Source organism: Lihuaxuella thermophila, assembly GCF_900110165.1.
Classification (GTDB): Bacteria; Bacillota; Bacilli; order Thermoactinomycetales; family Thermoactinomycetaceae; genus Lihuaxuella; species Lihuaxuella thermophila.
Window position 1 is genome coordinate 18,981 of record NZ_FOCQ01000001.1, and the last position, 26,528, is coordinate 45,508.

The window sequence follows — 26,528 nt, forward strand, 5'->3', positions numbered from 1 at the left end:
CCCGAGTCCACCGGCTCGGGTTTCTACTGTTTAAAATGAAACATTTCGTAGACAAAAGGGTTCTCTTTGGCATATTTCTCGGGAAGAGGACGCTTCAGCTTCACCGGGACTCCTTGTTTAAGCAAAACGCGGTGGATGGCTTTGAACTGGTCCGCATCATACAGAGGAGAATTGTAATGGTTGAGATCAACGGTGGGGCCGTCTTTAAAGTGCACGAAGTAGCGCAACCGAACTCTGTTCTCCCGCTGAAATGGGAAAGCGGTGACCTGATAGTCCAGCTCCACTTGCGAAATCTCTCTCCACCTTTTTACCTTCCCGTCTCCTACGCTTAAGAATTTGTTGTATACCATCCCCTTGGGTGTCACCAGCAAGTAATTATCAAATGCGAGGATCACCAGGGGGCTGCAGACAAGATAAAATGCAGCGAACACAAAAAAACGCCTTTTCAGTTTGTCGGGATTGAAGCGGAGTTTAAGAAAAGAAAAAACGAAGAAAATGACGATACAAAGAAAAACATAGACAAATGCATACGAGATCGTCGTTCCCATCAGATAAACCTGATCCGGCTCCGAGTAGTAGATCTGCTGGAGAGCGACGAACAGAATCCAGGCAATTCCCGAGAGTAACAGACCAGAGACCAACTTCAAGAACCATGACAGCAGTTTGCGCAATTTGTCTCTGCCTCCAAAGAACGGATCCATAGATTTTTCATTTTAACAGGGAGCGTAAGTAGCCGAGAACTTCCTTCAACTTAGCGATGAAAAGATCAATCTCTTCTTCCGTCGTATCTTTTCCCAGCGTGACGCGAAGGCTTTGATAAGCCGTTTCCTCGCTTTTGCCCATCGCCATCAGCACATGCGAGGCGCTGTGTTTTCCCGCACTGCATGCGGAGCCGCTGGACACATAGATCTGCGCACGGTTTAGCTCCAACAGAATCGCTTGGCCTTCTACGCGGTGAAAGCTCAGATTGAGATTGCCCGGCAAACGGTCCACAGGATGTCCATTCAGCTCCACGTCGCCGATCTCGGTACGGATTCGTTTCCAACAGAGGTCGCGTAACCGGGTGAGCCGGCGGTTTTCTTCCTCTGCTTCACGGGCGGCGAGAATGGCCGCAACCCCGAAACCGGCAATCGCCGGGGTGTTCAGCGTGCCCGGCCTGAGGGCCCGCTCCTGGCCACCGCCGTACATCAGGGGTTCAATGCGTACCCCTTTCCGTATATATAGAGCGGCTGCCCCTTTGGGACCGTAAATCTTGTGGCTGCCCACAGAGAGAAGATCGACCCCTAATTCCGTCACCGAAAACGGGATTTTGCCAAACAGCTGGACCGCATCCGTGTGAAACAGAGCGGGGGTGTCCTTCAAGATTTGCCCGATCTCCTTGATGGGTTGCAGTGTGCCAACTTCATTATTTGCGGCCATGATGGTAACCAGAATCGTCTTGTCCGTCAGGGCCTGTTTCACATCTTCCGCGCTGACCCGCCCGTATGCATCGACGGGCAGGTAGGTGACATGAAAACCTTCGCGCTCGAGTGCCCTGCACGCTTCAAGCACGGAAGGATGTTCAACGGATGAGGTGATAATGTGATTTCCGAACGCTTTTCGTTTGCGCGCGGCCCCGATGATGGCCAAATTATTTGATTCCGTCCCGCTCCCGGTAAAGATGATTTCGCGCGGGGAAGACGCGCCGAGCGCTTCCGCCAGTTGGTTGCGGGCATGGAGAACAGCCTCGTGGCTGTGTTGTCCCATATCATGTATACTGCCGGAGTTACCGAACTCCTTCTGAAAGAAAGGGAGCATCGCCTCCATGGCTTCAGGACGTACTGGACTGGTTGCTCCATAATCCAGGTAAATGGGTTTCATATTTGTTTCCTCCGTCAAAAACTCTCTTCATACCATTATAACGAAATAAATCAAAAGAAAGACCCCTTTCGCCAAAGAGTTAAATAATATACCAAAAAATTAGTAGTTGACATTGTTCATATTCCTGAGAAAATAATACTGAACCAAATTGTTAAGAATTCGTGAAAGGAATACACGAGATGACCCGAAGAGTAACCGACTTTATAGTGGTGGGAAGTGGCATTGCCGGTTTGATGACGGCCCTTTCACTCGGAAAGTCCGGGCAGGTCATCGTTTTAACCAAGGCCAAAGAGGAACAGAGCAACTCCTACCGTGCCCAAGGCGGAATCGCGGCAGCTGTGGGTGAAGGGGACTCTCCGGAGTTGCACCGTCAGGACACACTGAGGACGGGAGTTGACCTGTGTGACCCGAAGTCGGTAGACATATTGGTCCAGATGGCTCCTGAGACGATCCGGCTTTTGACAAAATGGGGAACCCGTTTTGACCGGGAGGGTGACAAATGGGCCTTGGGCCGGGAAGGATCACACAGCGTATCCCGGATTTTGCACGTTTCGGGGGATGCGACCGGGGCGGGAATTACCTCGGCTTTATTAAAGCAGTTATCCGGGCATCCACAGATCGAGCTTGTCACGCATACCATGGTGGCAGACCTCATCGTGCATGAAGGAGCTTGTCGCGGGGTCATCACGGTGGATGAAGGGAAAGGCCCGGTCATCTACCTGGCCAGAAAAGGGGTCGTGCTCGCCACTGGCGGCTGCGGACAGATTTACCGTTACACGACCAATGATCTTGTTTCCACCGGAGACGGTTTTGCGATGGCTCATCGCGCAGGAGCCGCTCTCATCGATATGGAATTTGTCCAATTTCATCCGACCGCGCTCGCTGTGGAGCAAAACCCGATGGTTTTGGTGTCTGAAGCTGTACGCGGGGAAGGAGCCGTACTCGTCAACGAACAAGGCGAACTTTTTATGGCACGCTACCATGAATGGAAGGACCTGGCCCCCCGGGATGTTGTTTCACGGGCCATTTACAGCGAAATGCAAGCAGGACGGCGTGTCTATCTTGATGCACAAGTCATTGGTTCCCGGTTTGAAGAACGTTTTCCTAAAATTTACAGATATTGTCGGATGCACGGCATCGATCCGGCGCATGATCTCATTCCCGTAACACCTGCCGCCCATTTTATCATGGGAGGAATACAGACCGATTTATTCGGGCGGACAACGCTTCCGCGTCTGTTTGCCTGCGGGGAGGTCGCTTGTACAGGGGTGCATGGAGCCAATCGGCTAGCAAGCAATTCGCTGTTGGAAGGAGCTGTTTTCGCGCAGCGTGTCGCCGCAAAGCTGTCCTCTTATGCTGATCAATCCGTCGATGTGCCTGAGCCCGTGTATCCAAGTTTGTGCAGAGATAAGCAAATTGAAGAAACCTGGAAAAAAGAAATCAGGCAGATCATGTGGGATGCAGCGGGAATTGTACGAACTTCGGAAGGTTTGTTAACGGGAATTTCGAGAATCAAAGAGTTGCAAAATCAAATTCCATCAGGGTTTATCGAGTGCCACAACATGTTAATTACTGCACAAATGATTATGAATGCGGCACTCTGGCGCCGGGAGAGCCGAGGTGGCCATTATCGGCATGATTTCCCTGAGACGATACCTGAATGGTCGAAAAAACACAATGTAATTTAGGGGCGGGACCATGAATCCAATACAATTAAAACAATTTATTCGTGAAGTGTTGAACGAAGATATCGGCGCGGGTGATCTGACCACGGAGGCGATCGTGCCTTCCGGGCATAAGAGCACCTGCCTTATCATCGCTAAACAAGCGGGAGTCATCGCCGGATTGCCGGTGGCGGAACTGGTTTTTAAGGAACTGGATGAATCCTGCAGGCTGACTCCTCTGGTGGACGAAGGAGCCGAGGTAGCCAAAGGGACCCAAATCGCCCGGGTGTCCGGCCCGACACGAGCGATTCTCACCGGGGAGCGTGTCGCGTTAAATCTCATGCAACGCATGTCCGGGATTGCCACATTGACCCGGCAATTGGTGAAAAAGCTGGAAGGCCTTGATTGTCGAGTGCTGGACACCAGAAAAACCACTCCCGGTTTGCGGCAGTTGGAAAAGTATGCCGTTCGGGTGGGCGGCGGGACCAACCACCGATTCGGCCTGAGCCATGGGGTCATGCTGAAAGACAACCATATTGCCATGGCAGGCAGTCTCAAAAAGGCGGTCGAGCTGGTCCGGCAGCGTGTGGGCCATATGGTCCAGGTGGAAGTGGAAGCGGATACACTCGAACAAGTGAAAGAGATTCTCCAGCTGGATGTGGACGCCATCTTGCTGGACAATATGGATGTGGAAACGATGAGGGAAGCCGTCCGCCTGATCGACGGAAAAGTGTGGACCGAAGCTTCGGGCGGAATCACGCCGGAGACGATCCGCACCATCGCGGAAACAGGCGTCAATGCCGTATCGCTGGGCTGGATCACCCATTCGGCGACCGCATTGGATATCAGCTTGGACTTTGAACATGAAACGGGGGATGAATCATGTTGACCCATGTTCCCAGCCAATTGCCCGAAGTGTACCGGAATCTGTCGAGCGATGAGCTGGATGAAAGAATTCTGCGTGCCAAACAACAACTCGGCACAGATTTGGTGATTCTCGGTCATCACTATCAGCGTGATGATGTGATTCAATATGCCGACTTTCGCGGCGATTCGCTCAAGCTTGCCCGAATCGGCGCACAGCAACGAGACGCAAAATATATCGTTTTCTGCGGTGTTCATTTTATGGCGGAGACGGCCGACACCCTGGCGGCGGAAGGACAGACGGTGATTCTGCCTGACATGAGAGCAGGTTGCTCGATGGCGGATATGGCCGATATCGAAGATGTGGAAGAGGCGTGGGAAATTCTTCAGGAACAATTTGGGGATACGATCATCCCCGTCACGTATGTCAACTCCACAGCTGCCATCAAAGCGTTTGTCGGACGTCACGGAGGAACCACCTGTACTTCTTCCAACGCCAAACAGGTGCTGGAATGGGCTTTCTCCCGGAAAAAGCGGATTCTCTTCCTTCCGGACCAGCATTTGGGCAGAAATACCGCCTACGCAATGGGCATTCCGCTTGAACAAATGATCATCTGGAACCCCGGAACCGGTCAACCGGAGGATGTCAAAGGGGATCTGCAAGAGGTTCGGATGATTTTGTGGAAAGGTCACTGTTCTGTCCACCAAAAGTTCACTCCTGAACAAGTTCACAGTGTGCGTGAACGCGACCCGCAAATGAAAGTGATCGTCCATCCGGAGTGTAGTTTTGAAGTTGTTCAGCTGGCCGATTTCGCGGGTTCCACGGAATATATTATCAAAACGGTCTCGTCTGCACCGGCCGGAAGCAGATGGGCGGTGGGAACGGAAGTCAACCTTGTTCAGCGTCTGGCCCAGGAACACCCTGATCAGCATATTGTCCTTCTGTCCACAACCATGTGTCCGTGTTTAACCATGAACAGGATCGACCGACCGCACTTGTTGTGGGCATTGGAAAGCATCACGGAGGGACATCCGATCAACGTCATTACGGTGGATGACGAAACCAAATACTGGTCCAAAGTGGCTCTCGACCGCATGCTCGCCGTCTGAAAAACGAACCCGACCTCTTGGTGAGGTCGGGTTTTTCGTTACCTGATTCAAGGTTTATGAAGTGGGGACAGCAGACACATCAAGCCTTACAGAAAGTTGTTGAGCCCGGGATGCGTAAGAACCGTTTGCAATGCAATGAAATGCAAGCAATGGGAGTGGAGCGTTGCCAAACAGTGACTCGTTGCCCGGGCTTGACCTTTCCGTGCTGCTGATCAGAATCAATCGATGTCGATTTCCGTTACCCGTTTTCGCTCCCGGCAGATTTCCACATGTTCGCGAAGAACGTCCATGAGAACGTCCACATCGGAAATCGCCTCCAACTTGAAGTTGGGGAAACTGTGGTCCGATGTGATCAGATGAATATTTCCTTTGGAAAACATCCTGTAGATAAAGGGCTTTTCCATACTCATATCTTTCACCCGGTACAGCTCCACTTGTTCTGTCCGTTTGGAGAAGATCCCCTCCGTAATGCGGAGCCGTTCCGTTGTCAACACATAACGGGTTGACTTCAGTTTGATCGCTGTCCATATAGCGATAAAGATGGGGACAATCAGCCAGCAGAATAACAGACAAAGCAAATAAGTCCCCAGCCTGGCCACATGAGAAGGGGTTCCGACCCACAGTGTTTCTTCCCGCATCCTGCTTGGTCTCCTCTCTGAGGGCTTCCTGGTATTTCATTTCCCGAGGAGTTGTTAAAGGAAACCTGTTCTTCCAGAACTTACACAACACCCCGTCGGATATTTAAATATATTTCCTCAGCTTCACCCACATGCACAAAACTCCATCCCTTGATCTGGAAAGGGATGGAGTTTCATCTATTCTAGTAAGTCCTCACTTGCAATTGCCAACTTTCCCGGGTCTACAGTGACGCGAGATGCATCCAGTATGGAATAAACGAGACTTTTACATCATAATAGCGAAATGCCAAAAAGGTTAGAATGGCTAAAATGGAGACAAGCGGGGTGATTTTAAACACGAATTTAATCAGTGTGGTTAAACGCAAATCCAGCAACACTCTGTAAACAATTTCAACGATTGCAACCCCGTGATTTTTGGTATATTTGCGATAACCGAGCGAGTAGAACCAGATGATATGTAGTCCTATAAAAGCAGTGATCCACCACAATTCCGAAGCTCCCACATGTTTCAGCATCCAACCGCCGAAAAGAGGTCCCAAAAAAAGTCCGGCTTGTGCCAGGTTGACTGCTCCGTAATACGTTCCCCGGAACCGCTGATCCGTCAACTGGTCAATCATTTGATTCGTCAAGGGAAATATCACCATTTCCCCAAGGGTGACAAAAATAATTCCGGTAACAAAGATGGCAGGGCTTTCGCCCATGGCAAACGTTACATAACCTAAAGAGAATATCATACATCCCAGTATGATGCCGCTGAGAGGATTTTTATTTTCCAACCAATTGGAAACCATGCTCTGGAAGAGGATCACGATCAGGGCATTGACGGTTAACAAAAGGGAAAAGAGTGTGCTTCCGTTGCTTAATTCCTTGGACAAAAAAATAGGCAGCGTTGTTTCCAAATGAGAATATATAGCATAGAACAACAGACAGCCCAAAATATAGTAACCGAGCGCCCTGTCCCGCCCGATTACACGGAAGCAATCCGGAAGATTCACCTGAGCAGCGGCTCCGGTCTGTTTGATCTCCCGTCTGTATTTCGCCAACTTTCGAATTAACAAATAGGTATAGACAGCAAGTACGATTCCGGTAAATAAGAAAGAAAGGATACCGATCCAATAAAAAAGGTAAGCCCCCAACAAAGGGCCGGTGACCATCCCTATGTTTACCGCAGTATACCGATAGCTGAAAACTTTTAAACGCTTGGACGGATTGGTAAGATCAGCCATTAAAGCCTGGGAAGTGGCGGTGAAAAATGCTTGGCACAAGCCGTTCAATAAACTTAGCGCAACGAATGAAAAATAGTCACGGGCAAATAGAAAGCCAAAAAAAATACCGGCCCAAGCGATCAGGGAAAAGTGGAGAACAGCCCGCCGGCCGAGGAGATCCGATAAGTATCCTCCAATGATCCCTCCCGCCGCACCGCCTAGTCCGATCATGCCTAACACCATGCTCACTTGAAGGGCGTTCAAATGGATCTGCTTCGTCAAATAGAACGCAAGAAAGGGCAGACTCATCGACGTGGCCGCTTTGGTGACAGCCGTTCCGAATAACAAGAAAACAACTAAAGGATGTAAACGTTCCCTTCTGTGTCTCTCTTTTCTTGACAGGGGCATTTCCTGGCAGTTTGTGATCGGTCATCCCCCCTTAAAAGACGGTCGTTTGAGAAAAATTATATATGCTTTATATTATTATCATATCTGATTAAATAAAAGATAAAAATAAATAATTTTTGACGCTTCTTTTAAATGATAAGAGCTTTTTTCTTGAATAGTATGATCATCCTATTGCATGAAACCACATTCAATTCTCCCAAATAATAGATAATGACATGGCGAGCTCTGTTGACGAAACTTCGTTTGCCGGTTCCGGGCAGGAATAAAAAATCAGGTGACCTGGATGGCCACCTGGCTAAATCCGCCGCGCCGCGGGAAATTTTTTTATTTTGCGCAGGATTTATGAATATAAGCTGTTGTTCCGCTTTTCAGCTTGATTTGGTGAAAATCACCCGACATGCCGGTCTTCGTCAAAGTGGTTCCTTTCGGAACCCGCTGCAGAACCTTTGCCGATAAAGAAGGGGCTGACCGGATATTGGCTAAGTTTACCACGACCCGAATGATGGATTGAGAGGTGGTTTGCTTGGCAACCGTATGGTGCAAGTAGGCGGTTTTCCCGTTTGAAAGCCTGATTTGGAACCATTCGTTGTTCATCCCCGTCAGGGTGAATTTGGTTCCTTTTTTCGCTTTGGTGACGATTGCCGCCTTCAAACTGGGATTTGCGCGGACATTGGCCACATCCACCGTCACTACCACTTGTCCGGAAGCGGGCTTGATTCCGGATGACGGCGGTGGTGCAGATCCGCCCGAACTGCTGGCATAAGCTTTATAAACAAATGCCAGCCGGCCGTTGGGCAATTTGACTTGATACCAATCACCGGACACGCCTGTTTTCGGAAAAACGGTTCCTTTTTTCAGGGTTTGAATGACAAAGGAACCTGTCGATGGACCGGTGCGCGCATTCACATTGCTGCCCGTGATTTTTACCGTACCCGAAGCCGGTTTGAGACCCACCCGCGAATCTCCGCGCCATTTATTGTTGCTGGTTCCGCTGTGAATCCACACGGGTGTTCCTTCATAAATCGTCTTAGAGAGTTCGATTACATCTTTGTTATACATCCGTACGCAACCGCTGGACGCGTGTGTTCCGATCGATCCCGGGTTGTTCGTCCCGTGAATGCCATAGGTACGGCCATTGTCACCACGGACGGAGAGCCCGTTCCAGCGCTCTCCCAACGGATTGGACGGATGCCCCCCGGGAATTCCTTTCCAACCCGGTTTGTTGATTTTGACCACAATCGGCCACGTTCCCTCCGGAGTGAGCGATTGGGTTCTCCCGGTCGCTACCGGATAAACCTTCTTTACCTTGCCATTTTGATAAAGATATAACTTATTGGTCCTTTTATTGATTTCAATTTTGTACTCTGTAAAAGCCGCATAACCAGTAGCAGGAAGCTGAATCGTAGCAATCAGTGCCAAAATGGCCGCAAACACGATAAAACGACACCATTTTATCTGTTTAATGGTGTTCCCCTCCCCCTTGGCACAATCAAAAAAGAAATTCCCGCGGTGCTTAAGTATCTCTCCTTCCATCATAATCGAAAGAATGATGCCTGGGAAGACAGTTTATGTAAATTTTTTTAAAAATTAAGTACCAATACAAATTATACTATTTACATTCTATTATATAACAGCTGGACCCTCGGAGATGGATCAGAAACGCGTTTGCGGATGTAAATGGTCAGATATATAGGTTTTCCTTAAATTGAGTAGTCAAGGCGAATTTAAGTTTGAAAATTCGGTAATTAAAAAGTGGCGGAGCTATAACAAAAACGGGAAGGAAATTCCGGGATGGAACAACTTCCGGAGAGCGTGTTGACGGTTCCCGGCAAAGGCATTGAAGCCGGGCTTGACGATTTGCGAAAAAACGATGGGTGCCATTGAACAGGGAGACGGGGTTGATCTGCCGTTTCTGTGTGAAAAGCATTCATTTAAAATGAGTGCTTTTCTTTTGCGGCCCGGCGGTTCAAGTTTTCGACGCTCTTTTCTGTGGCAAAGTCCGTGGTTCGGTTTATAATAATAGGAAATCGGCCGGGCTTGTCCGGAGGATTTTCTTTCATACGATACTGTGATAAAGTAATAATATTCTCGGAAGGGTAGGAGGCTTTGGATTTGTACGACATCATCTTATTTGACGTAGACGGGGTCTTCTTAAGTGAAGAGCGTTGTTTTGACGCCTCGGCGCTGTCTGTCTGGGAATTGCTTTATGCTCCGCATTTTTTGTCGCTGAACGGGAAATCCCATACCACACAACCGGATGAAGAAGAGATCCGCCGCATTCGGAGCGAAGTTTTTCAGGACGACCGGGTGTTGGACTGGATGAAATCAAAAGGCATCAATTCCAACTGGGATATGGTTTACCTTGCTTTTTCCGCCCAACTCATGCTTTTGTTGAAAGAGTTGTATCCGGATCATAAGGAGGAAGTGGAACGGTTTTTAACCAGACCGGTCACGGAAGAAGCATTGCGGGAGCTGAGAGAATGGGGAGGAAATAAGGTTCGGTCCTTTAAACCTTCCTTCGGCTCATTTATCTCCCTGTTCGACGGAGATGAGCAAATTGTAAAGCACGAATTGCTCGTCTATTTTAATCGCCTTGCCGAAAAGTGGTTCGGAGTGCCAGTCAGCCAGTTTTCACGCAACAGTTCTTTGTGGGAGCTGGGTTATTCCGTATATCAGGAATGGTATTTGGGAGACCCGTTGTATCTGCAAACCGAAGGGAAAACAGCGCGTCTCGGGGGTAAAAAAGGATTTCTTTACCAGGAGATTCCCATTGCCGAACCGGAGAAGATGCGCACCATGCTGGAGCGGCTGGCCGAAAAAGGCATTACGCTTGGAATAGGCACAGGGCGCAGCTTGCTGGAGACGGAAGTGCCCTTTAAAGACTTGGGACTCTATTCGGCTTTTGATCCGGAGCGAATTGCCACGGCATCCGATGTGATCACCGCGGAGGAATCGTATCCGGAGCGGGCCCCGCTTGGAAAACCGGAGCCGTTTACGTATATCAAAGCATATTTGGGACGTTCTTCCACTGCTGAAGAATGTTTAACTCTGGCATTGCCCATTGCGGATGGAAAAAAAGTGCTCATAGTTGGCGATTCGGTTGCCGATCTATTGGCGGCCAGGAAAATGGGTTGTGATTTTGCGGCAACTCTGACCGGGCTTACCGGCCAAGCGGCGAGAAGCAAGTTTGAAGAGCTGAAAGCAGATTACATTTTAAACGATGTGACAGAGCTGGAACGTATTTTTCAATGAAAAGCCCGCCATTTTAACATGGCGGGCTTTTCGTTTGGATCCGGCACAATCCGCTCCTCTTTGAAAAGGGTTGTTTCGATCATCCTCGCACGACAAATTAACTTGATACAGCGACCCGAACGGTTTAACCGGGCCCGTCGGTTTAGCGGGATATTCAGGAATTGCCCGAATTTGCGCTCAGGCGGAGTGGTCAAAAAAAAAGGGAGAATCCCCTCCGTACAGTACGTGAAGTCTTCTCCCCCGTTGCGATCTTGTTTTGTGGGTCTTTCATACCGATTCAGACATTTGTTACTAACCACCGATATAGAACATTTCAATTTTATCGCTTTTTTGCTGTCTTGTTTGGAATGAACGCTCCTCCGAATAGCGATCGTTTCGATGCTGCCAAACGTCCTTGATAAACTGCCCGATCTCGGGATCAGAGGCCCCGGAACGCAGAAGGCCCAGCAGATTATGGCCTTTTGAAGCAAAGAGACAAGTGTACAATTGACCGTCAGAAGACAACCGGGCACGCGTGCAGGAAGAACAAAAGGGAGCCGTAATGGAAGAGATCACACCAAACTCCTCGTCCGACCCCTGATAGCGGTAACGGGAGGCCACTTCTCCAAAGTAGTTGGGTTCGATCTCTTCCACCGGCATTTCGGCATGAATTCTGCGGACAATCTCTTCTTTGGAGACCACTTGCTTCAGGTTCCAGCCATTGCTGTTTCCTACATCCATGTATTCGATAAAGCGGACGATATGTCCGCTGCCCCGAAAGTACCGGGCAAACGACACGATCTCATCATCATTGATTCCTTTTATGACGACCATATTGATTTTCACCCGGAGTCCCGCTTCAGCAGCTGCATCAATTCCTTCAAGAACTTGTTTCACCCTGTGATTGCGCGAGTTCAGGCGGGTAAATGTTTCGTCCTTCAGTGTATCCAGACTGACATTAATCCGGTTTAAGCCCGCCTCTTTGAGAAAAGCGGCCTGCTTTTTGAGCAAAACTCCATTGGTGGTCAGGGAAATGTCTTGAACCGGACGGATGGAGGTCAACAAGCGAATCAGTTCCGGGAGGTCTTTTCTCAGCAGAGGTTCGCCGCCTGTGATGCGAATTTTCTTGACGCCCATGGACGAAAAAATGCGGGTCAACCGGGCGATTTCATCAAAACTGAGCAACTGGTCCGGTTGCAAAAACGGATAGTTCCGGCTGTAGATCTCTTCCGGCATACAGTATCGGCAGCGAAAGTTGCAACGATCGGTAACCGAAATGCGCAAGTCTCTAAGGGGTCGGCCCAGTGCGTCGGTTAGATCTTTGCCCATCGTACCCCCCCTTTTTTTTCACATATGGTTCTGATCCTTATCCGCCGCTGACGGGTGGGATCAGGGCAATCTGATCACCGGTTTTGATCGCTGTTTCTTGGGTAACGTATTCGTGATTGACGGCGATCATGCACGACCGGATCGATCGTTCATGCTCCGGATATGTGCTGATCAACCGTTCACGCAGTTCTGAGACCGATATTTCGCTGTCCACAGGGATCTCCACACACTTGCCGATGGCTTCCCCCAGACCGGCAAAACAGAGGACCTTTACCTTTGTTTGCAATTTTATCACCCTTCTCTCCTTAACAATTGCATCCGACCCAGTAGGAACCGTCTTCGCCATACTCCTTTTTCCAGATGGGTACAAACTCTTTAATCCGGTCGATGGCATAACGGCACCCCTGGAAAGCATCTTTTCGGTGGGGAGCGGAAACAGCGATGGCGACGGCCACTTCTCCAATATCCAAACGTCCGACCCGGTGAACGGCGGCGATCTTCGTGCATTGAAATTTTTCCAGCACTTCGTCCCCGATTTTTTCCATCATCTTTTCGGCCATTTCCTGATAAGCTTCATACTCCAAATACAAGGTTCTCTTTCCATGGGTAAACTCGCGTACGGTTCCCATAAAGGTGCAAACCGCCCCGCAATTGCGGTCTTGTACCCATTCGATCAGGTGCCGGACATCGATTTCCTCTTGTGTAACAGCAACATGTTTCATTTATGCTCAACCCCCGTATAGCGAAGCAAAAATTCAGCAAGCCCCTCTGTGCGGTTGACAGACCAGACAGGGGTGCAGGCATTTTCAAGCGGAATCCAGGAAACGACGGCAATAATATTTGATAATTGCTCCATCAATGCAAGATCGTCTTCTTTTTTGATCATCAGGATTTTGGGATAGGGCTCCCGCTTAAATCCTTCCACCAGGATCAAATCCAACCCGGACATAGCGGTTAAAAGATTGGACAGAGGCGTTGCCTGCTGTTTAAAGATGGCGGTTCTTTTCTGTGAGCTAACCGCAACCACCTGGGCACCGGCCTCGCTGTGTTTCCAAGTATCCGTTCCCTCAGCATCCAGCCGGAGTTCATGGCTGTCATGCTTAATGGTGCCGATCCGCAATCCTTTCTCCGATAATTGTCTGATTAATTGACAGATTAATGTTGTCTTTCCCGAATCTTTATAGCCGACGATTTGCAAAACCGCTTGCCGGTGCAAAAAAATCACTCCCACTCTGCAAGAGAAATCACTTTTACCTGGTCTCCGGCCAACACGCCGCGCCCCCCGGGGGGAACGACGATCAAACAGTCGGTATCCTTAATCGTTAAGGTTATGCTTGATTTCTCCATCCCGGCGGGTTTGACAAACACTTTCCCATCGGTCACGTAGCGATACGCCCGGACAAACCGTTCGAAAGGACAGGGGGTGGTAAAATCCTCAGCCATGGTGGCCGTAAAATATGGCAGATCCGGGTCGGCCTTTCCCTGCATGCCCTTGAGAACAGGCCGGACAAACAGTTCAAATCCCACAAAACAAGCTCCCGGATTTCCCGACAGGGCAAATAAAAACTTGTCTTTCCAGATGCCTACAGTGGTTGGGCTGCCCGGGCGCATCGCAACTTTATTAAACAGCATCCGGCCGTCCCACCGCTCGAAAATGTCTACGAGTATGTCGTAGTCTCCGACTGAGACACCACCAGTGGTAATGACCAAATCTGCTTCATCAAAAGCAGCGAGAATGGCCGCTTGGGCCCGGTCCGGGTCATCAGGCAGCGTTTTATGAATGAGCGGACATGCACCTGCATCGAGCAGCAGGCTGGCCAGCAAATAACTGTTGCTGTTTCGGATCTTTCCGGGCTGTAAGGGGGATTCGACATCGAGCAGTTCCGATCCGGTGGCAAATACGGCAACTCGCGGCCGCTTGTATACTTCTACTTCTGCATAGCCGAAGGTTGCCAGGAGGGCTGCTGCTCCCGCATTGATTTTCCGCCCCTTTTCAAGGAGCAGCTTCCCTTGTTCCACTTCTGAACCGACGGGGGTGATATTATGTCCGGGGGGAATTTCTCTGGAAACGGAGATGAAAACTTGTCCGTCCCGTTCCTCTGTCCGGGTCATTTCCAACATCACAACCGCATCGGCCCCGTTCGGAACGGCCGCGCCCGTCATGATTCGCGAAGCGGTGCCCGGTTGCACATCTTTTTCAGGAACGGAACCGCAAGGAATCGTTTCTATGACTTGGAACCAGACCGGATTGTCCCTGGAAGCGCCTTTTGTGTCGGCGGACCGGATGGCAAACCCGTCCATCCCGGACCGGCGAAAATGAGGCAGAGGTTCATTTGCCCGGATGTCTTCAGCCAGATAACGCCCAAATGAGTCTAGAAGAGCGACTTTTTCCGTTTTTCCCGTTCGGATGTACGGCCGGACTCTCTGTTGTGCTTCTGCGACTTTTACGATTTCACGATTAAAACGCATGCTCAATCCTCCGGGTGGCTTAATGTCTCGTATTTCCTGACAGTATGCGAAGGGCGTGAGGCAGGACGCCAGAAATGGCGTCGAAACATTCCCTTACACCTTTGGGGCTTCCGGGCAGATTCACGATCAGTGTCTGGTTGCGGATGCCGGCAACCGCCCGGGATAAAATCGCGTATTTGGTGTGAGCAACAGTCACTGCCCGCATCGCTTCGCATATTCCTGGAGCCTCTTTGTGGATTACCGCTCTCGTAGCTTCGGGGGTCACATCGCGGGGAGCAAATCCTGTACCGCCGGTCGTCAGAATCAAGTGGCAACCTTTTTGATCGGCAAGCTCTTTTAAAGTCTCCTCAATTTCCTGCTGCTCGTCGGGGATCACCCGATATTCGATCACGTCCCACTCCTGACACAATTGTCTGAGCAGGTTTCCACTGGAATCTTCTCTTGTTCCGGATGCGCAACCGTCGCTGACGGTTACGATTCCCACTTTCCAACTCACGCCAACGGTCATCCTTTCTCTGGGGTCCGAACATAATCTCCGCTTTTGCCGCCCGTTTTCCGAACCAAATAGGTAGGCCCGATGACCATGTCCGGGTCTACGGACTTGCACATGTCATAGATCGTCAACGCCGCCGCGGTTGCCGCTGTCAAAGCTTCCATCTCCACTCCGGTGACGCCCACCGTTTTGACGGTTGCCTTGATTTCTATGGTATCGTCCGCAGTCTTTTCAAAAGCGAGATCCACTCCGGTTGTAAAAATGGGATGGCACATGGGGATCAGCTCAGATGTTTTCTTGGCCGCCATCACACCGGCCACCTGGGCTACGGCCAGCACATCCCCTTTGGATATTTTGCCTTGTTCAATGGTTTGGAGCGTTGCCGGTTTCATGACCACCCGGCTTTTGGCCACCGCCGTGCGCTCCGTCGGTTCTTTATGGGAAACATCTACCATCCTGGCGCGCTGTTGTTCATTAAAATGGGTAAGCATCTTTGAATCCTCTCTAGCTTCGTAGTGTGTATCCTGATGGTTGTTTCTGTCGAAAAGCTTAACAATAGAATAACCGAACAATTCATACAAATCAACAAGCGTAACTGGACGTTCCTTCGTCAGTTAAATTATATTATATAAATAATAGATCGAATGCCAATTGGAATAAATGACCATGTGACCGGTTAAAAAATAAAAAACTGGTAAACCATCCTGGCATGACCGGCTGAAGTTAGGTTTGTTTGCTGCTTGTTTGGTTCACCAGTAATAATAGGAGAAAGGAGAGAGCAGTTGAGCACATGGCCCATAATAAAGCGAGCCGGTCTTGCCCTGACTCGATGGCGACATACATGGCGGTAGGAATCGTTTGCGTCTCGCCGGGGATATTGCCGGCGACCAGCAGGGTTGCCCCGAACTCTCCCAAACTCCGGGCAAATCCGAGGATGGTGGCGGCTGCAAAGGATCTTTTGGTAAGGGGAAGATGAATATACCGAAAAACCTGCCAGCCATTGGCACCATCGCAGCGGGCCGCAGCTTCCAGTTCTGCGTCCACAGACTCAAAGCCCGTTTTCAATGTTTGATAGATGAGTGGAAACGCGACAACGGCGGCGGCTAAAACGGCGCCCTCGTAAGAGAAGATCAGCGTGAAATGGAAGGTTTGTTCCATCCACTCTCCCAATCGCGATTGTCTGCCGAGCATCGTCAGGATAAACAATCCAACGGCCGTCGGGGGCAAAACCAGCGGCAACAGCAGACAGGTTTCGATCAACCCTTTTCCCCGGAAACGGTATTTGGCCATGATCCATCCAAATCCGATTCCGGCTATAATCCCCAAACACGTTGACAAAAGAGAAACTTTTACTGAGACGAAGACCGGACTCCAAAATGAATCGACCAACTGCTACCACCTCTGGTGCCGAAGAGGCAAAAATCCGTTTTTCACTAAAATGTAGCCAGCCTCTTTGGAAAGCAGATATTGCTGAAATTGCAGAGCTTCCGGGTGATGGGCCGCGTTTTTGACAATGCCTGTGCAGTACAGGATTTTTTCGTGGCTTGCCGAATCCAGTTGTTCCACGATCGCAACTTTTCGGCTGGAGAGGGCATCGGTTCGATACACAATCCCCGCATCCACATTTTTCGTTTCGACATATGTGAGCACTTGCCGTACATCTTTTGCAAATACGAGCTTGGGCTGGAGGTCATTCCAGAGACGCAAATGCTTTAACGATTGGAAAGCGTAACGTCCGGCCGGCACAGAATTCGGCTCGCCGATGGAAATCCGTTTAACCTCATTCTTGTTCAGATCCTGGAGGGACCGGACGGGATTGGCCGTTTGGGCGGGCCGGATCAGCACCAATTCATTCTCGGCAAAGTTGTGTATCGTATCCGAATCGATCCGCCCTTGTTTCGACAGTGCATCCATCTCCAATTTGCCGGCAGAAATAAATACGTCAACAGCTGCGCCTTTTTCGATTTGGCGTTTGAGCGCACCGGAAGAGCCGAAATTAAGCTTGATATCCACTTGCGGATGCAATTTTTCGTACTGTTGACTGATCGCAAGCAAAACATTGCTCATGCTTGCCGGGGCTGAGACGATGACGGGCACTTTGTCCATCGTTGAGCAGCCCGTGACGGAATAAAGAACAAAAATAATCATAAAAAAGATAGCCAGTATTTTCCTCATGCCCGGATCGGAATGAACCTCCTTGTGAGCTGTATGGGGGAAGGGGAATATTTCCATACAACTTTTAAATACAGGGAATAATTGACCATCTACTTATGGTAATAGATAATGAATCTGTAGTCAAATGATTGCTAGATAAATCAAATAAATGTTTTTATTATTAAAATTGGATATTTAAACTATCATATGTCATTCCTATCCGATCCAAAATGAGGTGGCACGGCCGGACAGTCGTTGGAGCGGTTGGAAAGGGTGGATCAAATGGTGACAGGTGTGATATTGGCAGGTGGTGAAAACCGCCGGATGAATGGCCGAATGAAAGCGTTGCTGCCATTTGGCGGGGAGACCCTGATCGAGCGGCAAGTGAGAGAAATGAAGCGGATCTGTGATGAGCTGTTTGTAGTTACCAATCAGCCCGATCTGTTTTCTCCTGTAGTTGGAGAGGGGGTACAAATCGTACGGGATGAGATTCCTTTTCAGGGACCGCTCGGGGGTATGCATACGGCATTGACCCGGGCGAGCCATGACGATGTTTGGATCGTTGGCTGCGATCTTCCCTTTCTGTCCAGCCGGGTCGCCCAAGCCCTGATTGCCTGCCGGCGCCGGTTCAAATGTGATGCGGTGGTTCCGGTCGTCAGCGGTCGGACTCATCCGCTTCACGCCATCTACGGCAAAGCGTGCGGATCTGTCATTTTAGACCTTCTCCGGCAGGAGATCAGGCAGGTGAAACAGTTGTTGGAACGGATCCATTGGAAACGGGCGGATGAATCGTTTTTCATGGAACACGGATTGGACTTGCGGTTCGTCACGAATGTCAATACGCCGGAGGAGTATAAAAAAGCGCTGATCAATAGAGGAACAGGGGTGGAACATCTGTAGTGGGAAAGAAAGAAGCCTTGTTTAATGAAATTGTGCGGAAAGTCCGGAAGGATCTGTTCGGCAAAGGCCCTGAAAGAATCAAGACTACTTTTGTGGACAATATGGCGATCTGCGTTTTGCACGGAAATTTGACCCCCACGGAGAAGTTTATCGCTCAGAATCCCCAGGGTGCGGACATGATTCACGCCGCCCGTACCAAGATGATCCAGCGCGTCTATGCTGAAAAGGTGCCTGAGGGGATGGAAGAGGTGGTAGGGGCCAAATTGCTGCATTTATTTTCCGATATCAAAATCGAAGAAGATATGGCGGTCTCCGTATTTATTTTTGACAGAAAAGTGGATGGGACGGGTCCGAAAGATTGATAAGGCATATTTGTTTCTATTTTGACAAAGTTGCGACAATATATATAATAAAACTAGATGGTCCGTCAATGAAATTTCGTTGATGGGCTATCGGTGAAAGCGCTTGCCAGGGTTGGTGCTTCTATAGGTGTTGTAGAAGTATTATCCGGCATAAAACAACTCTCTTTCGGAGCTTGTTTTATGCCGGTTTTTATTTTTGCTGGAAATAAAAGGGGGTTATCCAATGCAGAAGGTTAAAAATCGCTGGCTTATTGCGGCTGCGGCTGTGGGAATCCACATTTCCATCGGTTCGGTGTACGCGTGGAGCGTATTTACCAAACCCTTGATGAAGCAATTTGGCTGGAATACCCAGCAAGTATCGTTAACTTTCAGTATTGCCATCTTGATCCTTGGACTGGCGGCAGCGTTTCTCGGGCATTACGTGGAGAAGCACGGTCCCAGAAAATCAGGGACTCTGGCAGCCGTCTTTTTCGGCCTGGGGATGCTGGGTTCAGGGTTGGCTGTATACCTCGAATCTCTTCCGCTTTTATATTTGTTTTATGGAGTCCTGGGTGGAGTTGGACTGGGAGTTGGTTATATCACGCCGGTTTCTTCCTTGGTCAAATGGTTTCCGGACCGGCGGGGGCTGGCCACCGGTCTGGCCATCATGGGTTTTGGATTTGCCGCGCTGATCGGCGGTCCGGTGATGGCGAGGCTCATTGTTTCGTTTGGCATAGCGGGTACATTCTTGATCATGGGGATCATCTATTTTCTGGTCATGTTCGCATCGGCTCAATACCTGTCTCCGCCTCCGGAGGGCTGGGTGCCTGAGAAAACAGGGGCAGCACGACAAACAGGAGCGCAACCGGTCAACCGCGACTTGTCGCAATTAACGGCAAATGAAGCTGTCAAAACGCGGCGGTTCTGGTATCTGTGGATCATGCTTTTCATCAATGTTACTTGCGGCATTGCGATTCTGTCTGTTGCTTCCCCGATGGCACAGGAGATCGCCAAACTGAGTCCGCTGGCTGCAGCGTCCATGGTGGGTCTCCTGGGATTGTTCAATGGGCTGGGGCGCATCGGTTGGGCTTCGCTATCCGATTACATCGGAAGGCCCAACACGTATACAGCTTTTTTCGTGATTCAGATCGTTACTTATTTTTTGTTGCCTGAATCGACCCATGCCCTGTTATTCCAGATCCTTCTTTTCCTGATCTTAACCTGTTACGGCGGTGGTTTTGCCTCGATCCCGGCCTATATCGGCGATCTGTTCGGCACCAAACAGCTGGGAGCGATCCACGGATACATCCTCACCGCCTGGTCGGCCGCCGGCCTCGCCGGTCCCATTTTTGCAGCTTGGGTCAGAGACACGACCCAAAGCTATGTGGGTACGTTGTATGTGTTTGGGATGCTTTTTGTCGTGGCATTGGCGGTTTCTTTATTGATTCGGATCGATATCAGGAAATTGCGGATGCTGAGCGGGCCAAATCAGGTTGAATCCCGTGGAATCGCATTCAAAAAATAAGCCTGTTTGGTTCGTTTCGCTCAGTCCGGTGCAATGGTTTCTGTGATTCGCTCGGGATGGGTATATACATTGCATTGATCCCCCCGGATAAATCCGACAACGGTAATGCCGAGCTGATCCGCCAATTGCAGGGCGAGATCCGTGGGAGCCGACTTGGAAAGAATGATTCCCACCCCGATTTTAGCTGTTTTAAGCAGCACTTCCGAAGAAATGCGGCCGCTGAAAACAATCAGTTTATCATGGAGGGGGATCCGGTTTCGCAGCCAGTGGCCGTAGATTTTATCCAATGTATTGTGCCGGCCGATATCCGTCCGGGCGATGAGGATGGAATGGGGATCGCACAACGCCGCGTTGTGGACCCCTCCGGTATTTTTAAACTCGGATGAATGTTGCTGCAGCAGCCGCATCAGCCGGAAACATTGTGCGACGGTGATTTGCGCCCGGGTCAGCACCGTTTTGGCCGTCTTTACATCGTTGTAAAAATAAAAGGATTGCCTGCTTTTGCCGCAGCATGATCCGATGAACCGCTTGGAATAAAACTCGGCGCCGGCCGGTTTTTGATGGGTGATTTCCACATAGGCAAAACCGCCTTTTTCGTCCAAACTGATCGTTTTGATTTCGTCGGGGAAGCGGATGACCCCTTCGGAGGCGAGAAAGCCAATGACCAGATCTTCCAGATCCGAGGGGGAACAGACCAGCGTGGCAAATTCATCCCCGTTCAACACAACCGTCAGCGGATATTCCACTGCGATTTCATCTTCCCGTTCGGTTCGGGAATTCTCTGTATATTTGAAGATATTTCGGTTCGTGGTCAGTTTCATGTCGATCCCTCATTTGTGTAAGCGGTTGTAAGTCTTTTGTTTTCATTATATAATTATTATCAAATATATTCAGGATACAATTGGGACCAATGAAAGTCTGCATTTGTACATCAGGTAGTTGGCCCTTTAGTAGCGAACCTGCTAAAGAACTAACAACCGCGGAATTCTCTTTACCTGGCAAAGGGGAATTTTGCGGTTTTTTTGTTGGAAAAGAAAAAATGGGGTGATTCAGGTGGGAAAAACAAAACATTCAGGCCCGATGAAACTCTCGAAACTGCCGGACCCCAAACTCTGGGTGAGTCCGGTTCCCTTCGGCCTGGGGAAAATAAAACCGCATCATATCCGGGATACGCTCAAAGCGGCCTGGGAAAATCGCGACAATCTTTCTTATGCCGTGCGGATTTTAACCCGGGGTGTATGCGACGGATGCGCACTCGGCGTGGCCGGACTCCACGATCAGACATTAACCGGGCCTCACCTTTGCACTACGCGGTTGAATGTGCTTCGTCTGAATACGATGCCGGCGATGAAGCCGGAAGTGATCCACAGCGACATGGAAGAGCTCCGTCAGATGGATAGTACGGCTCTTCGAAAATTGGGGCGCATCCCGTATCCGCTCATCCGCAGGCGGGGTGAACGCAGATTCACGCGCATCTCCTGGGATCAAGCGCTGGATTTGATTGCGGAAAAAATCAAGAGCATCGATCCCAAGCAGTTGGCTTTTTACTTGACCTCCCGGGGAACTCCGAATGAGACCTACTATGTGGCTGCAAAAGTGGCCCGGTTCCTGGGAACCAACCATATCGACAACGCTTCCCGGATTTGTCACTCCCCCTCCAAGACCGCCTTAAAACGATCGCTTGGGATCGGCGCTTCCAGTTGCAGTTATAAAGATTGGATCGGCACGGATGTGCTGGTTTTCTGGGGGAGTGTGGCCGCCAACAATCAGCCGGTGTCCACTAAATACATGTACGCAGCCAAGCGGAAAGGGACGAAAATTATTGTCATCAACCCGTACTATGAACCCTCGATGGAAAAATACTGGATTCCTTCCATCCCGGATTCCGCGTTGTTTGGGACCAAGATCGCCGATGATTTCTATCAGGTGAATATCGGCGGGGATATCGCGTTTATGAACGGGGTGATGAAACACTGGTTTGAAATGGAAGAGACCAGACCCGGATCGGCGATCGATCACGCATTTGTCAGGAAACATGTGAACGGCTATGAAGCCCTGAAGAGCCACGTGATGAAGTATGACTGGGAAACACTCGAACAATCTTCCGGGCTGTCCCGGGAGCGGATGTGCGAATTTGCCCAACTTCTCGCAAAAGCCGGGTCTGCGGTATTTGTGTGGTCGATGGGCCTGACGCAACACCGGTTCGGGACGGATAATGTCTCACAGGTGGCGAATCTGGCTCTGCTCAGAGGATTTTTGGGCCGGGAGCACACAGGAGTGATGCCGATTCGCGGGCATTCCGGCGTGCAGGGTTCGGGTGAAATGGGTGCCGACCCCTTCAGCTTGCCCGGAGGTGATTTTAAAGAACCGGATATTTCCCGTATCGAAAAAGTCTGGGGGTTTGAACTGCCGAAGTGGCAAGGGGATATTGTGGGCGTTACGCTGGAAAATGCGCTTCTTCCCGAAGAACATGAACGTAAGCTGAAGCTTTTCTATACATCGGGCGGAAACTTTCTGGAGACGATGCCGGATCCCGACTTTGTCAAAAGATGCCTGGAAAGTGTGGACATCCGGGTCCATCAGGATATTATCTTTAATACATCCACCTTTGTCGATGCGAAAGAGGCGGTCATCGTGTTGCCGGCAATGACCCGTTATGAGATGCCGGGGGGAGTGACGTCGACTTCAACGGAACGGATGGTTTACTTCTCTCCGGAAATCGAGGGCCCGCGCATCGAAGAAGCCCGCGCGGAATGGGAGATATACCGGGATCTTGCCGTTCGCGTGAAACCGGAACAAAAAGAGTTGATCTGGTTTGATAACGCCCAGCAAATCCGCGATGAGATTGCCCAAGCGGCTCCCAATTATGACGGCATTCAACATCTGAAAAAGCAGGGAGACGTATTTCAGTGGGGCGGAGCGTGGCTGTGTGAGAACGGGGTTTGTCCCACGCCTGATGGCCGGGGCAATCTGATCCCCATTGAATTGCCCGAGCTGCAAAAGCCGGAAGGCCACTTTTATCTGACGACGCGCCGGGGCAAACAATTTAATTCCATGATTTACAGTGAAACGGACCCGTTCAACCATGCCGGCCGTTATGATGTGCTCATGAATCCGGAGGATGCCGCCAGATTGGAGGTCGGCGAAGGAGAGGCAGTGGTTGTCTATAATGAACACGGCACGTTTCATGGCCGGGTCAAATTGGATCATGTGAAGCCGGGAAATATTGAAGTGCATTGGCCGGAAGGAAATGTTCTCATACCCAAGGGTGTGTATGAGAAATATGCCGGCATCCCTGAATACAACACGGCGGTAATTGTGGAAAAGGCGGAAACCTACCATGCATTCAAAGATACAAAGTATGTGGAGAAACGGGTCGAAGAGCCGGTGACGGAAGCACTTGAGTGAACCGGAAGCGGCCAAGCCGATTTTCAACGGGACGGGGACGAAAATCGGCTTGTACCCCTTTGGTTACCACCCAAACCATTATTGCAGAGGGCGGGCAAAATCATTTACCCATATGCGAACCGTGTCTCCTTGCCGGACGATTCCCGGCCGTTCAACCAAACAGACGATCCCCCTGCGCCGATCGGCTGCCTTCACAAAATTTGCGGCCAGCTTTGGATGATGGCTGTTCATCTTTTGAATCACCTCACCCGGCAACCTGCACGGCAAATTTTCGCCCTGACAGATCAACCCCGCCCCGCTGGGAAAGAGCAGGCGGGAACCCATTGTCAAAGAAGTCAGAGCCGGAATACCCTTCAATAAAAGATTGGCTCCCAGCCATTCGGGCAATACTTCTTCAATACCGAGCCGGTCGGCTATTTCCTCGCACTCTTCGGCGGACAAGATGGTAATTTGTCTTCGGTTAAAAATTTTTGTCCCCCGCGGGTACATGGGCTGCCTCGAATCGGCCGGGCGGGTGATGCCAAAATGCCGGTCGCCGGGAATCCCGCCCATTTCAAAATAAGCTTCGGGAATCCGGCGTGTCACGAATGTCTCGGGTTGATCCGCGATCAGGACCGCTTCCGTTTTGGCTTCGATGATTTTCAAGAGCCTGCCTCACTTTCTGTAACTTGAAATACATGGTATAAATAATCCCCTTTATTTTCCATTATGTCAATGGGGGATCCGTTCCTTTATTGACTATTCTGGAAGAAGCAAAGGAAACACCCCTACTTTTGAAACATATTTGTTGACTAAAGACAAGGGTTTTTAGCATAATAAATATGGGTAAACATTATTATGAAAAATCCTTAGGTTGTGCCTGGGGATTTTATCTTATGTCTACATAGGAGGGTTTTGCGATGGCAAAATACGAATTACCCGCTCTGCCATACGAATTTAACGCTCTGGAACCCCATATCGATGCGCTGACCATGGAGATCCATCATGACCGTCACCACGCTACCTATGTGAATAACCTGAATGCCGCACTCGAGGGACATGATGTGGGAGAAAAAACCATCGAGGAATTGATTTCCAACCTCGATGCCCTTCCGGAAAGCATCCGCACCGCAGTTCGCAACAACGGCGGAGGACATGCGAACCACTCCCTGTTCTGGCAAATCCTGAGCCCGAACGGTGGCGGAGCCCCGACCGGAGAAGTGGCTGCAGCCATCAACGAAACGTTCGGCAGCTTCGAGAAATTTAAGGAGCAGTTCTCCGACGCTGCAGTCAAACGCTTTGGCAGCGGCTGGGCCTGGCTGGTCGTAAAAGACGGCAAGCTGGCAGTGACCAGCACTCCGAACCAAGACAACCCGCTCATGGAAGGGGCTACTCCGATCCTGGGTCTCGACGTTTGGGAGCATGCTTACTATCTCAAATATCAAAACAAACGTCCGGAATACATCAAAGCTTTCTGGAATGTTGTCAACTGGGAAGAAGTAAACAAACGCTATCTCGCTGCACGCGGCTGATCGGATCAAGCTCAAACACAGCCTGGAAACAGGCTGTGTTTTTTTGTATTTACAGGAAAATGATTCTTTCAAACCCAGTCAATTACTATTGAGGACTTATGAACTCTCTTTTTATAATGGAAAATGTTTTGAACCGGTTCAAAAAATCCTAAGCCGAATTCTGTGAAAACAGATACGGGGGATGCAATTTTTTGTGGGGTGAAGCAACTGTGACGACAGTTGCCGGGATCTCTTCCGTCCCGAACCCGTCAGCTAACCTCGGAGGCAACAAGGAGGAGGATTCATGAAGCGTTTCAAACAATTGTTGGCCGGCGGAATCGCCGTCGGATTGCTGTTAGGGGCAGCGCCTGTTTCAGGCCACCAAGCAGATGCAGCTTTTCCGTTGTTAAAAGTTGGCCGCAAGAATAATGCCGCCCAAGTGAAAGATGTGCAACTGCGGCTGAAACAACTCGGTTTTTATCATAAAAAAGTGACTGGCGTCTATGATTCCTATACCCGGGATCAGGTCGTCAAGTTCCAACGAACATACCACTTGAAATGGATTGACGGAATCGTGGGTCCGGAAACAACGGGCGCATTGAAAAAAGTGACGTTTTCCCAAAAAGAAATTGACTTGCTTGCCCGCGCCGTCTACAGTGAATCCCGCGGAGAACCGTTTAACGGTCAGGTTGCCGTTGCAGCAGTGGTCTTGAACCGGATCGAATCAGATCAATTTCCCGATTCGGTCGAACAGGTGGTGTACCAACCGGGAGCCTTTACCGCTGTTGCGGACGGACAGATTAATCTCAAGCCAAACGATTCTGCCTATAAGGCTGCCTATCAGGCGATCCAAGGCTCAGATCCCACATCCGGCGCTCTGTACTACTACAATCCTGAGACGGCATCTTCCAAGTGGATGAAAAATCGCGCGAAGAAAATGAAAACCGTAAAAATTGGGAAACACGTATTTATGAAATAATTTCTCAACCCTTGCAGGAAGCTGCAAGGGTTTTTGTTTATTTGCCCTACATGTGGGGGAAAGTGTAGAATGAGATGGACATTTTTTTTGAGTAATAGAAAGGGGTGTGACTGTCACAAACTATCCCTAAAGGAGGTGGTTTGTGATGGCACGTCGGCGAAACAGGAACCGGCTTTTGGTTCCGGAAGCACGCCAGGGTATGGAACAGTTTAAAACAAAAGTGATGAATCAAGTGTTGGGGACTCATTTTCAAGACTCGGACGAAATAAAAATGGAAGTAGCCAAACAATTGGACATTCCTCTCTCCAAAGAGGGGAACGGCGATTTGAAGGCGGAAGACGCCGGAAAAATCGGGGGAGCGATCGGCGGCAACATGGTGAAGGAGATGATCCGCCTGGCGGAAAAAAATCTGCTCTCCAAACGATGATCATTCGATATTAATAATCGATTAACTTTGTTT

General features: G+C 49.9%; 28 protein-coding genes and 1 riboswitch. Of the genes, 12 read left to right on the forward strand and 16 right to left on the reverse strand.

Features of this window, described 5'->3' with window-relative positions; translation table 11 throughout:
* Positions 1–23 precede the first annotated feature (23 nt).
* Together BMW55_RS00130 and BMW55_RS00135 are read right to left on the reverse strand one after the other, a co-directional pair.
* Positions 24–671: an Asp23/Gls24 family envelope stress response protein gene (locus BMW55_RS00130; protein ID WP_089964345.1), complete on the reverse strand. Its 648-nt coding sequence runs from the start codon at positions 669–671 to the stop codon at positions 24–26.
* Between the two features lie 37 nt (positions 672–708).
* Entirely contained in the window at positions 709–1,860 is a 1,152-nt protein-coding gene (locus tag BMW55_RS00135) for a cysteine desulfurase family protein (RefSeq protein ID WP_089964346.1), read from the reverse strand.
* Positions 1,861–2,039: 179 nt separating this feature from the next.
* Here BMW55_RS00135 and BMW55_RS00140 point away from each other — a divergent pair, with 179 nt between their 5' ends.
* From BMW55_RS00140 to nadA, 3 genes are read left to right on the forward strand one after another with little or no spacing between them, the layout of a single operon-like run.
* Positions 2,040–3,548 carry an L-aspartate oxidase gene (locus BMW55_RS00140; protein WP_089964347.1) on the forward strand — a complete coding sequence of 503 codons (1,509 nt, stop codon included), beginning with the start codon at positions 2,040–2,042 and terminating at the stop codon, positions 3,546–3,548.
* A gap of 10 nt (positions 3,549–3,558) precedes the next feature.
* A complete protein-coding gene (gene nadC / locus BMW55_RS00145) occupies positions 3,559–4,413 on the forward strand; it encodes a carboxylating nicotinate-nucleotide diphosphorylase (protein ID WP_089964348.1) in 855 nt (284 codons plus the stop codon).
* A complete protein-coding gene (gene nadA / locus BMW55_RS00150; protein ID WP_089964349.1) occupies positions 4,407–5,498 on the forward strand; it encodes a quinolinate synthase NadA in 1,092 nt (363 codons plus the stop codon). Before nadC ends, nadA begins: the two co-directional genes overlap by 7 nt.
* 218 nt (positions 5,499–5,716) lie before the next feature.
* Here nadA and BMW55_RS00155 read toward each other — a convergent pair whose 3' ends face one another.
* From BMW55_RS00155 to BMW55_RS00165, 3 genes are all read right to left on the reverse strand, one after another.
* Complete coding sequence (locus BMW55_RS00155; RefSeq protein ID WP_089964350.1) at positions 5,717–6,136, reverse strand: PH domain-containing protein; 420 nt, start codon at positions 6,134–6,136, stop codon at positions 5,717–5,719.
* Positions 6,137–6,357: 221 nt separating this feature from the next.
* Complete coding sequence (locus BMW55_RS00160) at positions 6,358–7,749, reverse strand: MDR family MFS transporter (RefSeq protein ID WP_089964351.1); 1,392 nt, start codon at positions 7,747–7,749, stop codon at positions 6,358–6,360.
* A 324-nt stretch (positions 7,750–8,073) separates the two neighbouring features.
* Entirely contained in the window at positions 8,074–9,183 is a 1,110-nt protein-coding gene (locus BMW55_RS00165) for an SH3 domain-containing protein (protein ID WP_244527384.1), read from the reverse strand.
* 678 nt (positions 9,184–9,861) lie between these two features.
* Between BMW55_RS00165 and BMW55_RS00175 the strand changes: the two genes are divergently transcribed.
* Positions 9,862–11,001: an HAD family hydrolase gene (locus tag BMW55_RS00175; RefSeq protein ID WP_089964354.1), complete on the forward strand. Its 1,140-nt coding sequence runs from the start codon at positions 9,862–9,864 to the stop codon at positions 10,999–11,001.
* Between the two features lie 291 nt (positions 11,002–11,292).
* Here the strand turns inward: BMW55_RS00175 and moaA are convergent, their stop codons facing one another.
* The 9 genes from moaA to modA form a co-directional block, all read right to left on the reverse strand.
* Positions 11,293–12,309, reverse strand: coding sequence for a GTP 3',8-cyclase MoaA (moaA, locus tag BMW55_RS00185; RefSeq protein WP_089964356.1), 1,017 nt, complete (start codon positions 12,307–12,309; stop codon positions 11,293–11,295).
* 37 nt (positions 12,310–12,346) lie between these two features.
* Positions 12,347–12,604 (reverse strand): molybdopterin converting factor subunit 1, encoded by a 258-nt coding sequence (moaD, locus tag BMW55_RS00190; RefSeq protein WP_170839640.1) that lies wholly within the window; start codon positions 12,602–12,604, stop codon positions 12,347–12,349.
* Positions 12,605–12,614: 10 nt separating this feature from the next.
* Positions 12,615–13,031 (reverse strand): molybdenum cofactor biosynthesis protein MoaE, encoded by a 417-nt coding sequence (locus BMW55_RS00195; RefSeq protein ID WP_089964358.1) that lies wholly within the window; start codon positions 13,029–13,031, stop codon positions 12,615–12,617.
* Positions 13,028–13,525: a molybdopterin-guanine dinucleotide biosynthesis protein B gene (mobB, locus tag BMW55_RS00200; RefSeq protein WP_170839641.1), complete on the reverse strand. Its 498-nt coding sequence runs from the start codon at positions 13,523–13,525 to the stop codon at positions 13,028–13,030. Before mobB ends, BMW55_RS00195 begins: the two co-directional genes overlap by 4 nt.
* Positions 13,526–13,530: 5 nt before the next feature.
* Positions 13,531–14,778: a molybdopterin molybdotransferase MoeA gene (locus tag BMW55_RS00205; RefSeq protein WP_089964360.1), complete on the reverse strand. Its 1,248-nt coding sequence runs from the start codon at positions 14,776–14,778 to the stop codon at positions 13,531–13,533.
* Positions 14,779–14,797: 19 nt separating this feature from the next.
* Positions 14,798–15,274 (reverse strand): molybdopterin adenylyltransferase, encoded by a 477-nt coding sequence (mog, locus tag BMW55_RS00210; protein ID WP_211663640.1) that lies wholly within the window; start codon positions 15,272–15,274, stop codon positions 14,798–14,800.
* 8 nt (positions 15,275–15,282) lie between these two features.
* A complete protein-coding gene (gene moaC, locus BMW55_RS00215; RefSeq protein WP_089964362.1) occupies positions 15,283–15,762 on the reverse strand; it encodes a cyclic pyranopterin monophosphate synthase MoaC in 480 nt (159 codons plus the stop codon).
* A 232-nt stretch (positions 15,763–15,994) separates the two neighbouring features.
* Positions 15,995–16,660 carry a molybdate ABC transporter permease subunit gene (modB, locus tag BMW55_RS00220; RefSeq protein ID WP_089964363.1) on the reverse strand — a complete coding sequence of 222 codons (666 nt, stop codon included), beginning with the start codon at positions 16,658–16,660 and terminating at the stop codon, positions 15,995–15,997.
* Between the two features lie 3 nt (positions 16,661–16,663).
* Entirely contained in the window at positions 16,664–17,377 is a 714-nt protein-coding gene (modA, locus tag BMW55_RS00225; RefSeq protein ID WP_170839642.1) for a molybdate ABC transporter substrate-binding protein, read from the reverse strand.
* Between the two features lie 333 nt (positions 17,378–17,710).
* Here modA and mobA point away from each other — a divergent pair, with 333 nt between their 5' ends.
* The 4 genes from mobA (at position 17,711) to BMW55_RS00240 (ending at position 20,191) form a co-directional block, all read left to right on the forward strand.
* On the forward strand, positions 17,711–18,325 hold the full coding sequence (mobA, locus tag BMW55_RS00230; RefSeq protein ID WP_170839643.1) for a molybdenum cofactor guanylyltransferase: 615 nt from the start codon (positions 17,711–17,713) through the stop codon (positions 18,323–18,325).
* Complete coding sequence (locus tag BMW55_RS00235) at positions 18,325–18,687, forward strand: Na-translocating system protein MpsC family protein (protein ID WP_089964366.1); 363 nt, start codon at positions 18,325–18,327, stop codon at positions 18,685–18,687. Before mobA ends, BMW55_RS00235 begins: the two co-directional genes overlap by 1 nt.
* Positions 18,688–18,780: 93 nt before the next feature.
* On the forward strand, positions 18,781–18,924 hold the full coding sequence (locus BMW55_RS19140; RefSeq protein ID WP_170839644.1) for a hypothetical protein: 144 nt from the start codon (positions 18,781–18,783) through the stop codon (positions 18,922–18,924).
* On the forward strand, positions 18,911–20,191 hold the full coding sequence (locus tag BMW55_RS00240; RefSeq protein WP_089964367.1) for an L-lactate MFS transporter: 1,281 nt from the start codon (positions 18,911–18,913) through the stop codon (positions 20,189–20,191). Before BMW55_RS19140 ends, BMW55_RS00240 begins: the two co-directional genes overlap by 14 nt.
* Positions 20,192–20,211: 20 nt before the next feature.
* Here the strand turns inward: BMW55_RS00240 and fdhD are convergent, their stop codons facing one another.
* Positions 20,212–21,012, reverse strand: coding sequence for a formate dehydrogenase accessory sulfurtransferase FdhD (fdhD, locus tag BMW55_RS00245; RefSeq protein ID WP_089964368.1), 801 nt, complete (start codon positions 21,010–21,012; stop codon positions 20,212–20,214).
* A 232-nt stretch (positions 21,013–21,244) separates the two neighbouring features.
* On the opposite strand from fdhD, the gene BMW55_RS00250 reads away from it, so the two are divergent.
* Positions 21,245–23,599, forward strand: coding sequence for an FdhF/YdeP family oxidoreductase (locus BMW55_RS00250; RefSeq protein ID WP_089964698.1), 2,355 nt, complete (start codon positions 21,245–21,247; stop codon positions 23,597–23,599).
* Positions 23,600–23,677: 78 nt separating this feature from the next.
* On the opposite strand, the gene BMW55_RS00255 is transcribed toward BMW55_RS00250, so the two are convergent.
* Positions 23,678–24,244 carry an MOSC domain-containing protein gene (locus BMW55_RS00255; protein WP_170839645.1) on the reverse strand — a complete coding sequence of 189 codons (567 nt, stop codon included), beginning with the start codon at positions 24,242–24,244 and terminating at the stop codon, positions 23,678–23,680.
* A gap of 254 nt (positions 24,245–24,498) precedes the next feature.
* On the opposite strand from BMW55_RS00255, the gene BMW55_RS00260 reads away from it, so the two are divergent.
* The 3 genes from BMW55_RS00260 to BMW55_RS00270 all read left to right on the forward strand — a co-directional run bounded on the left by BMW55_RS00260 (position 24,499) and on the right by BMW55_RS00270 (position 26,495).
* Positions 24,499–25,110: a superoxide dismutase gene (locus tag BMW55_RS00260; protein ID WP_089964369.1), complete on the forward strand. Its 612-nt coding sequence runs from the start codon at positions 24,499–24,501 to the stop codon at positions 25,108–25,110.
* 141 nt (positions 25,111–25,251) lie between these two features.
* Positions 25,252–25,392, forward strand: a riboswitch (cyclic di-AMP (ydaO/yuaA leader).
* A gap of 1 nt (position 25,393) precedes the next feature.
* Entirely contained in the window at positions 25,394–26,068 is a 675-nt protein-coding gene (locus BMW55_RS00265) for a cell wall hydrolase (RefSeq protein WP_089964370.1), read from the forward strand.
* 145 nt (positions 26,069–26,213) lie between these two features.
* Positions 26,214–26,495, forward strand: coding sequence for a small, acid-soluble spore protein, alpha/beta type (locus BMW55_RS00270; RefSeq protein WP_089964371.1), 282 nt, complete (start codon positions 26,214–26,216; stop codon positions 26,493–26,495).
* The last annotated feature ends 33 nt before the right edge of the window (positions 26,496–26,528 follow it).

Coding starts and splice junctions, on each gene's coding strand:
- BMW55_RS00140 (WP_089964347.1), top strand. CDS start 2,040: ATGACCCGAAGAGTAACCGACTTTATAGTGGTGGGAAGTGGCATTGCC.
- moaA (WP_089964356.1), bottom strand. CDS start 12,309: ATGGGCAAAGATCTAACCGACGCACTGGGCCGACCCCTTAGAGACTTG.
- BMW55_RS00265 (WP_089964370.1), top strand. CDS start 25,394: ATGAAGCGTTTCAAACAATTGTTGGCCGGCGGAATCGCCGTCGGATTG.
- BMW55_RS00135 (WP_089964346.1), bottom strand. CDS start 1,860: ATGAAACCCATTTACCTGGATTATGGAGCAACCAGTCCAGTACGTCCT.
- BMW55_RS00195 (WP_089964358.1), bottom strand. CDS start 13,031: ATGAAACATGTTGCTGTTACACAAGAGGAAATCGATGTCCGGCACCTG.
- BMW55_RS00155 (WP_089964350.1), bottom strand. CDS start 6,136: ATGCGGGAAGAAACACTGTGGGTCGGAACCCCTTCTCATGTGGCCAGG.
- BMW55_RS00205 (WP_089964360.1), bottom strand. CDS start 14,778: ATGCGTTTTAATCGTGAAATCGTAAAAGTCGCAGAAGCACAACAGAGA.
- BMW55_RS00240 (WP_089964367.1), top strand. CDS start 18,911: ATGCAGAAGGTTAAAAATCGCTGGCTTATTGCGGCTGCGGCTGTGGGA.
- BMW55_RS00160 (WP_089964351.1), bottom strand. CDS start 7,749: ATGCCCCTGTCAAGAAAAGAGAGACACAGAAGGGAACGTTTACATCCT.
- modA (WP_170839642.1), bottom strand. CDS start 17,377: ATGGACAAAGTGCCCGTCATCGTCTCAGCCCCGGCAAGCATGAGCAAT.
- BMW55_RS00260 (WP_089964369.1), top strand. CDS start 24,499: ATGGCAAAATACGAATTACCCGCTCTGCCATACGAATTTAACGCTCTG.
- moaC (WP_089964362.1), bottom strand. CDS start 15,762: ATGCTTACCCATTTTAATGAACAACAGCGCGCCAGGATGGTAGATGTT.
- nadC (WP_089964348.1), top strand. CDS start 3,559: ATGAATCCAATACAATTAAAACAATTTATTCGTGAAGTGTTGAACGAA.
- BMW55_RS00270 (WP_089964371.1), top strand. CDS start 26,214: ATGGCACGTCGGCGAAACAGGAACCGGCTTTTGGTTCCGGAAGCACGC.
- nadA (WP_089964349.1), top strand. CDS start 4,407: ATGTTGACCCATGTTCCCAGCCAATTGCCCGAAGTGTACCGGAATCTG.
- fdhD (WP_089964368.1), bottom strand. CDS start 21,012: ATGAAACTGACCACGAACCGAAATATCTTCAAATATACAGAGAATTCC.